We start from the raw sequence: 11,411 nt of genomic DNA on the forward strand, positions 1-11,411 counted from the left end.
ACATCCTTACCAAGCGCTGACAAAGGCCACGTCGGCCCGACGAGGACTACCGTTGACCGACGCCGAGGAGTACGGCGTGGGGAATGCTGTGTGGACCTGTCTGCGGGAGCGAGACCGTGGAGTTCCGAATCCTGGGCCCGGTCGCGGTGTCGGACCTGGGGGGCGAGGTCGCCGTCGGCGGCCCGCGGCACCGGGTGCTCCTCGCGGCGCTCCTGATGGACGCCGGCAGCGTCGTGTCGACGGAGCGGCTGATCGAGGCGCTCTGGGGTGAGGAGCCACCCCCGCGGGCCACCGAGATGCTGCACGTCCGGATCAGTGAGCTGCGCAAGTCGTTGCGGCGGGAGACGACCGACGCCCCCGACCTGATCGTCACCCGCCGACCCGGTTACCTGCTGGACGTGCAGCCGGAGCAGGTGGACGCCTGCTGCTTCGAGCGGACCACGGTCGCCGCCCGCGCGGCGCTCCTCGCGGGCGATCCCGGCGCTGCGGCGTCGCAGCTGCGCACGGCGCTCGCGATGTGGCACGGCCGGGCGCTCGCCGACATCGCCGAGCGGCCGTTCGCCCAACCGGAGATCGCCAGGCTGGAGCACCTGCGGGCGCAGGCGATCGAGGACCGCATCACGGCCGATCTCGCGATGGGCCGCCACCGCGAGGTCGTGGCCGAGCTCGAGAGCCTCGTGCACGGGCAGCCGCTGAACGAGCAGTACCGCCACCAGCTCATGGTGGCCCTCTACCGCAGCGACCGGCAGGGCGAGGCTCTCGCCGTCTACCGCGACACCGAGGAACGCCTCCGTGAGGAGCTCGGCGTGGATCCGGCGGTCCGGCTCCAGGAGCTGCGCGATTCGATCCTGCGGCAGGACGCGTCCCTCGGCGCGGCGCCGGGCGAGCCGGAGATCCGCCTGCGCGCGCACAACGTCCCGGTCCAGATCACCAGCTTCGTCGGGCGCCAGGGCGAGCTCGCCGAGATCGGCGCCCTGCTGGCGGACCACCGGTTGATCACGCTGACCGGCGTCGGCGGCGCCGGGAAGAGCAGGCTGGCCACGGAGATCGCGAGGTCCCAGGTTCCGGTCCGCCCGGACGGGGTCTGGGTCGTCGACCTGGCCGCGGTGCTCGAGCCTCAGCTCATCGTGCCCACGCTCGCGAGCGTGCTCGGCATGCACGACCATCCCCGGCACCCCCTGCGCGACGTCGTCGTGGAGCGGTTGCGCGACACGGCGGCTTTCCTCGTGATCGACAACTGCGACCATCTCCTCGACGGGGTCGCCGAGCTGGTCCGGCCCCTTCTCCAGACCGCCGCGAACGTGTGCATCCTCTGCACGAGCCGGGAACGCCTCGACATCACCGGTGAGGTCGTGCGCCAGGTCGGCGGGCTGTCCGTCCCTGGCCCCGAGGGGGCCGGTGCCCGCAGCTCCGAGGCCGTGGAGCTGTTCGTGGACCGTGCCTCGGCGGTGCGGGCGGGGCGCCCGTTCACCGACGACGAGATCGCCGCCATCGGTGAGATCACGAGGCGCCTCGACGGGTTGCCGCTCGCGATCGAGCTGGCCGCAGCGCGCACGGCCACGTTCAGCACCCGCCAGATCGTCGCCCGGCTCGGCGACCGGTTCCACCTCTTGTCACGGGGTGGGCGGGGCGCGCTCCCGCGCCACCAGACGCTGCGTGCCGTCATCGACTGGAGCTACACGCTGCTCACCGAGCCCGAGCAGCGCCTGTTCGACAGGCTGGCCGTCTTCGTCGGCGGCTTCACCCTGGAGGCGGCCGAGGTGGTGTGCTGCGACGCCACCTCCGGCGGCCCGGACGGCGACCCCACCGACCTGCTCGCCCGCCTCGTCGACAAGTCGCTCGTGGTCGTCGACGCGATCGAGTCGCCCGAGTACCGCTACCGGATCCTCGAGACGCTGCGCGAGTACGGCCTCGACAAGCTCGGCGGCGGACGGCACCCCGACCGGCCGCGCGGTGCAGTACCCGCCGGGCCGACGGTCCAGGCCGGCGGGCTGGACGCCGCGCGCGAGCGGCACGCCCGCTACTTCGCCGAGCTGGCCACCTGGGCCGAGGCGCAGATCGGGACCAGCGAGGAGATCTCGTGGCTGGGACGGATCGGGTTCGACGAGGGCAACCTCCGGGCGGCGCTCGCCCACTCGCTGGCGCCGGCCCCGGCATCCCACGAGGAGGCCCTGTCGCTCCCGATCGCCGCCGCGCTCGGCTGGTACCTCTACATGCGCGGGCGGCTCGGTGAGGGCATGGCCATGCTCGAGCGCGTGCTCGGGGTGGTCGACGCGCGCCCGGCAGCACCGCCGGAGGGCGCGTTCGCGGGCGCGCTCCTGATCAGCGGGTCGCTGGCGACCGCTCTCGGGCAGCTCGACCGGGCCGAAGCCCTCCTCCTGCGGGCCCTGCGCGTCAACGACCAGGCGGGATGCGCCCGCCGGGTCGCGATCGGCAGCGCATTCCTCGGACACGTCGCGCGTGCCCGCGGGATCCACGACCACGCCGGCACCCGCTACCGGCACGCCGCGGCGATCCACGAGCAGCTGGGCAGTACGGCGGGCGTCGCCTGGTCGCGCTACGACCTCGGGCTGCTCGCACGCGACCGGGGCCGGCTCGACGAGGCCGCCGAGCAGCTCGGCGAGAGCCTCGACCGGTTCCGGGACGCGGGCTACACGTGGGGTACCGCCTGCGCGGCATGGGCGCTCGCGACGGTGGCGCTGCGACAGCGGCGGTTCGACGGCGCGGTGCCGCTCCTGGTGGAGGCGCTCGACTGCGCTGCAGCGGCGGGTGACGGCCGCGGGGTCGCCCAGTGTCTGGAGGCCGTCGCCGGGCTCCTGTCGGCTCGGCGCGACTTCCCGGCCGCCGCGCGCCTGCTCGGGGCGGCGGATGGCCTGCGGGAGGCGCTCGTCGCTCCCCTGCCCGACGAGGAACGCGGCGAGTACACGGCCGTCGTGCAGCGGGTGTGGGAGGCGCTCGATCCCGAGGCCGCGCAGCGCGCGCTGCGCGAGGGATCCGCGCTGTCCCAGGCCGCCGCCGTCGCGGCGGCACGGCGCGCCCTCGCCGGGGCCGGAGGCGTCACGGGCCGGGTCGACCTGCTCCGCCGTCGGGGCGAGACGGGGCCGATCCGCCCCGGCTGAGCGGCCCCGAAGGGCCCGGCCGGGGCGGCGCTCACGTCAGGACGGAGCCCGTCGTGGATTCCGTGGAGGCGACGACGCACAGCACGAACAGGGTGCGGCCGGTCCCGCCGTCACCGGCCACGTGTGTCCGGATGTAGGAGGCGGCGTAGCGGCTGTCGGCCGCGACGTCTGCCCGGACGTCGTTCGTGAAGGCGCTGCGGCAGTGCTCGTTCGCCCGGGTCTCCCCGCCGCCCTCCCAGGTGACACCCGGGTACGCCAGGACCGTGACCACCTCGCGGTTGTGCGGCTGCGTGCAGGCGATGGTCTCCACCGCGCCGATCCGGGCGGTCTCGCCTTCGGTGGGCAGGGCACCGTCGAGCGTGAAGCAGTCGCCCCTCATCAGCTCCGTCAGCTGGGCGCGCCGCGGCCCGTCCGCGGTGGGTGCCGCGGACCGACCCGGCACCGCGGGTGGGTCACCGCGGACCGCGACGACGACGCCCGCCACCCCGAGGAGGAGGGCGGGAACGGCGAGCAGGGCCACGGCGATCACCGCGAGGGTTCGCCCGACCGAGGCCGACCCCGCCGCAGGAGCGACGCCCGGTGTGCCCGGCGGCATCGGTAACGGGCCCGGCTGTGGCGGGTAGGGCATGGGCGGCATCGACGGTGGGCCCGGCTGTGGCGGGTACGGCATGGGGGGCTGCATCGGTGGTGGCATCGGTGGTGGCATCGGTGGTGGGGTCTGTTGCAGTGGGTACGGCATCGGCGGTGGCATCGGCTGCGGCACCGTCCCCGCCGAGGACCCCGCGGCGTACCGGTCGGCCGGGCCGGGACCCGGTGGTGCGCCGAACCCTGCCGCGTACGCGTCGGCCCGGCGCAGGTCGCCGAAGAACCGCCATGCGACGAGCGCCTTCACCGGCAGGTGCGGGCGATGCCACAACCCGCGCGGCGGGCCGAGCCGCGTGGCCCTGGGGACCGAGGCGAGGACCGCCGTCGGGCTCGCCCCGCCGATGCGTGAGCGGAACACGACGATCCGCCGGTCGGTGACCACGATGCTCCGGTAGGGCGTGCACAGGCTTGCCACGCACACGCCTGCTGCCGCCCCGACGCCGGCCACGAGGGCGCCGCCGAGGCCGAGCCTGCCGAGCCCGACCACGAGCGCCACCGCGGCGGGCAACCCGATCAGCAGCGGGAGCAGCACGCTCGCCTGTGCCGGCACCGCGACCTGCACCGGTTCCCCCGGCTCGAGCCGTGCTGCGGCCCGCCGCGCGATCTTCTCCTCAACCCGTGCCATCTCCGGCCTCCGATCCGTCGCCCGCCGCGGCTCAGGAGCAGAGCTCGGCGGCGCGGGCCCGCAGCTGGTCGACGCGCGGGTCCTGGAAGCGCTTGGTCACCTGGTCGAGGGAGACCATGGCGGTGGCGCACTCGCCGATGGACCGGGTGACGTCACCGGTGGCCGCCACCGCGTCGAGCTGGTGGTCCGCCCAGGCGATCGGGATCTCCCGGCCGCACTGCTCCGTCGCCTTGGTGGCGGCGCCGGCCAGCGCGTCGGCGCTGTCGCTCTCGGCGTGGACGAGGACGCTGACGCAGGCGAAGGTCGGGTTCTCGCCCCCGTTGACCAGGTCGGCCGCTTCCTTCAGGTTGGTCGACATCTCCTCGAACCTGATCTTCTCGATCCGGCTGAGCCCGCTGGGCTGCTCCAGGGTCGGGTCGATCGTGGTGACGACGTCCGCAGGCGGTGCTGCGGCCGGTGCTGCGGCCGGGTCCGCGGCACTCGCCGGGGCGGTGGCGCAGGCCGTCAGGCCGGCGGCGAGCATCGCGAGCAGAACGGCGATCCCGTGCGTGCGGTGGATCATGATGGTGTCCTTTCCGGGTGGGCGCCCCACCGGGACGGGACGCCGTGTGACGCACACCACGGTCGCGCCGCCGCCTTCCGAGCCGCTTCCCGGCCGCTACCGGGCGCCCGCCGACGACGGGAAGGAGCGCCGCACCCGACGGCCGCGAGCTTCCCGCCCGCCTCGTCGGCGGGGTGGCCCGCCGGACGTCGGGGGTAGGTGCTGAGGAAGGGAACGGGAAGGCACGTCGAGCAGGCTCGACGCCGATGCTCCGACGGGGGAGGCAGCCATGGGCACACCGACCGGCACCGGCGAGTGGTGGGATGAGCGCGCGACGACCCGGTCGTGGTCCGTCCCGGGCTACACCGAGGTGTGCGAGCTGGGCCGAGGCGGCTGCGGGACGGTCGTCCGGGCGAGGGCCGATCACCTCGGACGTGACGTCGCGATCAAGTACCTCGACCCGGAGCTGCTCGCCGACGGCTCCTTCCGGCAGGCGTTCCGCGCGGAGGCGCGGCTGCTCGCCGGGCTGGACTCGCCGCACATCGCGCGGCTCCACGAGTACGTCGAGCGGGCGGGCGCCGCGGCGATCGTGATGGAGCTGGTCGAGGGGGCGTCGCTGCGATCGACGCTCGCCCGCGGTGGCCCCGTCGAACCCGAGGCGGCCCTGTCGGTGCTCAAGGGCTCGCTGCTCGGGCTCGGCACCGCACACGCCGCCGGGGTGGTGCACCGTGACTACAAGCCGGCGAACGTCCTGGTCACCCGCGTGGGCGAGAGCGTGCTCGTGGACTTCGGGATCGCGGCGCGGTCGGGTGGCATCGCCGACGGATCCGGCACGCCGGCGTACATGGCGCCGGAGCAGTGGGCCGGCGGGCTCGCCAGCCCCCGTGGCGACACCTACTCCGCGACGGTCACGTTCTTCGAGTGCCTCACCGGACGGCTGCCCTTCCCCGGGACCGACCTGGCGACGCTGCGTGCCCAGCACGAGCACGCCGACGTTCCCGTGGACGTGCTCCCCGCCGCGGTGCGCGACCTCGCACGGCACGGGATGGCGAAGGACCCGGCGTGGCGGCCCGCGGACGCCGAGGAGTTCCTCGACGAGCTCGAGTACGCCGCGACGGCCGGGTACGGCGAGGACTGGGAGGAGCGCGGCCGCGACGCCCTCGCCCGCCGTGTCGCACTGCTCCTGCTGGTCCCGTCGCCGCCGGAAGCGGCGGGCGGGACGGGGTTGGGACGGACCGAGGTCCGCGGTGGGGGACGAGGGTCGCGCAGGGGGTCGGCCAGGGCGGTGCTCGGCACCGTCGTGGCCGTCCTGATCTGCAGCGGCGCGGTGGCGGTGATCGCCGCGCGGAAGCCGCCCCCCGAGCCGGAGCTCGTGCCGAGCGTCGCCGTCACGACACCGGTGGAGGCGCCGGTCCAGCCGCCGGTCGAGCCGCCGGTGGAGCCACCGGTCGAGCCGCCGGTGGTGCCGCCGGAGCCGGAGGTCGTGGTGCCCCCGGTGCAGCCGGAGGTCGAGCCGGAGGTGGTGGACCCGCCGCCGGAGCCGGACGAGCCGGATGACACCGGCGGTGGCGGGGGTGACACCGGTGGCGGCGACGGTGGCGGGGATGACACCGGCGGCGGCGACGGTGGCGGGGGTGACACCGGCGGCGACGGTGGCGGGGGTGACACCGGCGGCGACGGTGGCGGCGACGGGGATGACACCGGCGGTGGTGGCGGCGGTGGCGGCGGTGGCGGCGGTGGCGGCGGCCCCTCGATCGGCCAGCCCGACAGCCACGGCGGCATCGACCAGGACGCGACGAGCGGCGGCGGCGATGACGACAGCGGCGGGGGCGGGGGGCAGGTCGAGTGACCGGGTCACGCGTGCCCGTCGAGAGGAGCGACACCATGGGCGGGGCGGCCTTCGGGCCCTACCGGCTGCAACGGCTGCTGGGCAAGGGCGGGATGGGCGAGGTCCACGTCGCCTACGACACCGTCACCGCCCGCACCGTCGCGCTGAAGCTGCTGCGCCCCCACCTCGCCCACGAGCAGTCCTACGTGGCGCGCTTCCGGCGCGAGTGCCGCGTGGCGGCCCGGCTCAGCGAGGCCCACGTGCTGCCGATCCACGGCTTCGGCGAGATCGACGGGGTGCTGTACCTGGACATGCGGCTCGTCGCGGGGATGGACCTCGCCGCCTGGATCCGGCGGTACGGTCCGCTCCCTCCGCAGGCCGCGGCGGTGGTCACCGGCCAGGTGGCGCAGGCGCTCGACGCGGCCCACGCGCAGGGCCTGGTGCACCGCGACGTCAAGCCCTCCAACATCCTCCTCGCCGACGTCACCGGACCGCCGCTGGACCCGGCCGGGCTGTTCGCCTACCTGCTCGACTTCGGGATCGCCCGGCCACGGTCCGGTACCCCCGGCCCGGACGGGGTCGTGCTGACGAAGCAGGGCGCGGTGCCGGGCTCGCCGTGCTATGTCGCGCCCGAGCGGTACTCCCACGTGGAGGGCCAACCCGCCGCCGACGTGTACTCGCTCGCCTGCGTCCTGTTCGAGATGCTGGTCGGCAGGCCTCCGTTCACCGGCAACCCGGCCGTCCTGATGCGGGCGCACCTCCTCGATCCGCCGCCGCGCCCCAGCACCGCCCGGCCGGGCACACCCGCGGCGTTCGACGCGGTCGTCGCCCGGGGGATGGCGAAGGACCCCCGCCTGCGCCAGCGCACGGCGGGCGAGCTGGCGGCGGCGGCTCGGGCGGCCGTCGGCACCGACCTGGAGCACCTGCGCACCGTCCGGGCCGACAGCACCCTGGCCGCCGTCGCGACAGTGCCGCACCCGTCGGCCAGGATCCCGTCCGGGCGGGCGCAGGCAGAGCCCACGCCGCCCCGCCCGGCAGCGCGCCGCAGGCGGCGCCGCGGGGCGACCTCCACGCGACGCCGGTTCGCCACGGCGATCGGGACCGGGCTCGTCACCGCGCTCGCCGCAGCGGCGCTCCTGGCGTTCGCGTACCTGCGAGACCCGACACCCCTGCAGGTGGCGGGCGCGAGCGTCGCGGCCACCGAGCCGGGCCGGGCGTGCGACGTCACGGTCGACGTCGTCGGCTCCGTGCGCACGAACGGGCGCGCCGGCGAGATCACCTACACGTGGTCGCGCAGCGACGGCGAGACGACCGCGATGCTCACCGAGCCGGTCGCCGCCGGGCAGACGTCCGTCGACGTCCACCTGCTGTGGACGCTCACCGGCCGCGGACGCCACGACGCGACGGCCACGCTGCGGGTCATCGAGCCGACCCCGACGGAGGCGGCGGGCTCGTTCACCTACGACTGTCCGTGAGGACATCGCGCTCCCGTAGGGTCGGGGTACCGAGATCGCCCAGCCGGAGGTCCGTGACCGGTGCCGACACGCCACGCACGCCACCCGTGGACGCGGACGGGCGTGCTCGCGGCGTTGCTGGTCGTGCTGGCCACACTCGGGCTGATCGGGATCGACCGGGCGGGCGGCGTGGCGCCTCCGCACGGCCCGGCGGGGTCGGCGCTGCAGGTGGAGCGGCCGATCGGGCACGTCGCGTTCGCCTCGGTGCAGGCCGGTAAGCGGCCGGTCGTCGCCGACCAGCACGCGCCGGGCGGGCACGAGGGCCATCCGGCCGTCACGGTGGCGCAGACGGACGGCGTCCTGCCGCGGTGCGGGTGGTCCGTCGTGGCGGGCCACCCCGCCGCGACGGGCCGGGAGAGCGGGCACGGCGGGTGGCGCGGGCGCGCTCCGCCGGTGTCGTCGGCCGGGTACCCGGCCTGATCCCCGTCCCCCGTACCGCGCCCTGAGCCCGCGCCTTCGCGCGGGCGGGCGCCTCGCGCCCCCCGAGGTCTGTCGTGAACCGCCCCATCCTGGCGCGCGCCGTTGTCGCGTTCGCCGTGCTCGTCGCCTGCACGATCATCGCCCTCACCAGCGCCCCGACGCTGGGCCTCGACCTACGCGGGGGGACGCAGATCGTGCTGGAGGCACGCGGCGGGCCCGACGACGGGCCCGAGGCGACGGACCGGGTGCTCGAAGTGCTCCGCGAGCGCGTCGACGGCCTCGGCGTGGCGGAGCCGGAGCTGACCCGCTCCGGGGACCACCGCATCATCGTCGACCTGCCGGGCCTGCAGGATCCGGCGGAGGCGGCGGAGGTGCTGGGCCGGACCGCGCAGCTGTCCATCCATCCCATCACGGGGTTCGCCGACCCGACCACGGGTGCCGCGCCGGACGAGACCGGCGTCGGGCTGGCGCTGGGGCCCGCGGCGCTGGTCGGCGAGGACGTGTCGGCGGCGCGGTCGGCGCCGGACCAGACCTCGGTCGGCCACGTCGTGAACATCGACTTCGCCGGGCCGGGCGCGGACCGCTGGCGCGAGCTGACGGCGCAGGCGGCGTGCGCCGTCCCGGGAGACCCGGCGCGGCGGATCGCGATCGTGCTCGACGGCCAGGTGATCTCCTCGCCCCAGCTCGACCCGTCGATCCCTTGCGGGGTCGGCATGCTCGGCGGCTCGACCCAGATCACCGGGTCGTTCAGCCAGGAGGAGGCGGCCGGGCTCGCCGTCCTGATCGAGGGCGGGGCGCTGCCCGTGCCGGTCGAGCTGATCGAGCAGCGCACGGTCGGGCCGTCGCTCGGCGCGGACGCCATCCGCGCCAGCGTGCTGGCCGTCCTGATCGGCGCGGCCCTCACCGCCGTCTTCCTGGTGGCCGTGTACCGGCTCGTCGGGGCGGTCGCGGTCGTCGCGCTGGCCGGATACGCGCTGATCTCCTACGCGACGCTGTCGGCGCTCGGCGCCACTCTGACGCTGCCGGGGCTCGCGGCGTTCGTGCTGGCCGTCGGCATGGCGGTGGACGCGAACGTGCTCATCGCCGAACGCGCCCGCGAGGAGTACGCGCGCCGCCCGCGGCTGGAACGGGCCGCCGAGTCGGGCTATCGCGGGGCGTTGAGCGCCATCCTCGACGTCACCGTCACCAGCCTGCTCGCGGCCGCCCTGCTGTTCACGCTGGCGTCGGGCCCGGTCCGGGGTTTCGGCGTGACGCTGATCGTCGGCGTGCTGGTGTCGCTGTTCTCCGCGCTGGTGCTGAGCCGCCTGCTCACGCTGTGGACGGTGCGCCTGCCCGTCGTGCGCCGGCACCCGGCGTGGAGCGGGATCGCCTCGATCGGGCCCGTGCGCCGCCGCCTGGAGCAGCGCGATCCCGGCTTCCTGGACCGGCCGGGCCGGTGGCTCGCCGCGTCGGCGGCGGTCGTGGCCGTCGCCCTCGCGGGGATGGCGGTGCACGGCCTCGACCCGGGTGTGGAGTTCACCGGCGGGCGGTCGGTCGACATCACGACCACCGTGCCGGTCGACGCGGACACGGCCCGGGAGGCCCTGGCCGAGGCCGGCTACGACGCGGTCGTCGTGCGGACGACGGGCGACGGGGCGATCGGCGTGCGCGGCGCCGCCCTCGACGACGCGGACGTCGTCGCGCTGCGCGACGCCCTCGTCGGGATCGGCGGCGTCGATGCGCAGGTGCTGCAGGACGAGCTGATCGGGCCGAGCCTCGGCGCGGAGCTCACCCGCGGCGCGCTGATCGCCCTCGGAGTCGCGCTCGCCGCGCAGCTGGCCTATCTCGCCCTGCGCTTCCGCTGGACGTTCAGCACGGGCGCGGTCGCCGCGCTCGCGGCGAACGCCGCGGTGGTCGTCGGGGTGTTCGCCTGGACGGGACGCACGCTGGACAGTGTCTTCGTCGCGGCACTGCTCACCGTGATCGGCTACTCGGTCAACGACAGCGTGGTGGTCTTCGACCGGGTGCGCACCGAGTGGGGCGCGCGGGCGCGCGAGCCGTTCCACCGCATCGTGGGGTCGGCGATCCTCGCGACGGTGCCCCGCACGGTCAACACCGGGTTGTCGACGCTGCTCATCCTGGGTGCGCTGCTGGTGCTCGGCGGGGAGACGCTGTCGGACTTCGCGCTCGCGCTGATCGTCGGGATCGTGGTCGGGACGCTGTCGACGGTCACGATCGCGGCCCCGCTCACGATCGCCCTCGAACGCCGTCACGGTGGCGCCCCGCCCGCCCGCCGCGGCCCGCGACCCACCGGCAAGGCCGCCCGTACCCGATCGGGGCAGAACATGCGCACCGGTCGGTAGGGTAAAGAACTCTTGAATGTGGGAAGGGGGTGGGGAGAGTGGGCCGCCACCCGCGCACCGCCGCGTCCACGTTCCTGACCCTCGCGATGGCGTTCGCCCTGCTCATCCCGGCCCACGCAGCCGTGGTCCACCCGGTCGCGACCGGGGTCGTCGGCGACGCGGCCACTGGCTCCGGAATCCTCGCGATCGCCCCTGAGCGCCCCTCGGCACCGCCCGACCAGCCACTCGGCCGGGCCGTGGCTGCGCGGATCCCGCCACCGTCGGCGCAGCGTCGGATCCGGCCCGTGCCCTGCCGCGCCCCCCGCCGCACGCCGGGCACCCGCGACGCCGTCTCCCTGCGGGCACCTCCGGGCCCCGGGCGAGCCACCGTGCCGTGA

The 11,411-nt window shown here is 75.6% G+C and carries 8 protein-coding genes; 6 read left to right on the forward strand and 2 right to left on the reverse strand.

The annotated features are described in order from the left end of the window. Positions 1-116: 116 nt before the first annotated feature. Positions 117-3,119 carry a BTAD domain-containing putative transcriptional regulator gene (locus AB7J25_RS17650; protein ID WP_428510367.1) on the forward strand — a complete coding sequence of 1,001 codons (3,003 nt, stop codon included), beginning with the start codon at positions 117-119 and terminating at the stop codon, positions 3,117-3,119. Between the two features lie 31 nt (positions 3,120-3,150). Here the strand turns inward: AB7J25_RS17650 and AB7J25_RS17655 are convergent, their stop codons facing one another. Both AB7J25_RS17655 and AB7J25_RS17660 read right to left on the reverse strand, forming a co-directional pair. Then, positions 3,151-4,389 carry a hypothetical protein gene (locus AB7J25_RS17655; RefSeq protein WP_428510369.1) on the reverse strand — a complete coding sequence of 413 codons (1,239 nt, stop codon included), beginning with the start codon at positions 4,387-4,389 and terminating at the stop codon, positions 3,151-3,153. A gap of 31 nt (positions 4,390-4,420) precedes the next feature. Beyond that, positions 4,421-4,951 carry a hypothetical protein gene (locus tag AB7J25_RS17660; RefSeq protein WP_428510371.1) on the reverse strand — a complete coding sequence of 177 codons (531 nt, stop codon included), beginning with the start codon at positions 4,949-4,951 and terminating at the stop codon, positions 4,421-4,423. 268 nt (positions 4,952-5,219) lie between these two features. Between AB7J25_RS17660 and AB7J25_RS17665 the strand changes: the two genes are divergently transcribed. The 5 genes from AB7J25_RS17665 to AB7J25_RS17685 all read left to right on the forward strand — a co-directional run bounded on the left by AB7J25_RS17665 (position 5,220) and on the right by AB7J25_RS17685 (position 11,411). Continuing rightward, positions 5,220-6,779, forward strand: a complete 1,560-nt coding sequence (locus AB7J25_RS17665; protein ID WP_428510373.1) for a serine/threonine-protein kinase — start codon at positions 5,220-5,222, stop codon at positions 6,777-6,779. Positions 6,780-6,814: 35 nt separating this feature from the next. Beyond that, positions 6,815-8,233, forward strand: coding sequence for a serine/threonine-protein kinase (locus tag AB7J25_RS17670; RefSeq protein ID WP_428510375.1), 1,419 nt, complete (start codon positions 6,815-6,817; stop codon positions 8,231-8,233). Positions 8,234-8,293: 60 nt separating this feature from the next. Beyond that, the gene (locus tag AB7J25_RS17675; RefSeq protein ID WP_428510376.1) at positions 8,294-8,692 is read left to right on the forward strand and encodes a hypothetical protein; all 399 of its coding nucleotides are present in this window, start codon (positions 8,294-8,296) and stop codon (positions 8,690-8,692) included. A gap of 74 nt (positions 8,693-8,766) precedes the next feature. Continuing rightward, entirely contained in the window at positions 8,767-11,034 is a 2,268-nt protein-coding gene (gene secD, locus AB7J25_RS17680; RefSeq protein WP_428510378.1) for a protein translocase subunit SecD, read from the forward strand. A 38-nt stretch (positions 11,035-11,072) separates the two neighbouring features. Next, complete coding sequence (locus AB7J25_RS17685; protein WP_428510380.1) at positions 11,073-11,411, forward strand: hypothetical protein; 339 nt, start codon at positions 11,073-11,075, stop codon at positions 11,409-11,411.

Origin of the sequence: Pseudonocardia sp., from assembly GCF_050246655.1 — a bacterium.
Lineage (GTDB): Bacteria > Actinomycetota > Actinomycetes > Mycobacteriales > Pseudonocardiaceae > Pseudonocardia.

Excerpts from the sequence above, each read along its gene's own strand:
- AB7J25_RS17665 (WP_428510373.1), top strand. The coding sequence starts at position 5,220 with ATGGGCACACCGACCGGCACCGGCGAGTGGTGGGATGAGCGCGCGACG.
- AB7J25_RS17660 (WP_428510371.1), bottom strand. The coding sequence starts at position 4,951 with ATGATCCACCGCACGCACGGGATCGCCGTTCTGCTCGCGATGCTCGCC.
- AB7J25_RS17655 (WP_428510369.1), bottom strand. The coding sequence starts at position 4,389 with ATGGCACGGGTTGAGGAGAAGATCGCGCGGCGGGCCGCAGCACGGCTC.
- AB7J25_RS17670 (WP_428510375.1), top strand. The coding sequence starts at position 6,815 with ATGGGCGGGGCGGCCTTCGGGCCCTACCGGCTGCAACGGCTGCTGGGC.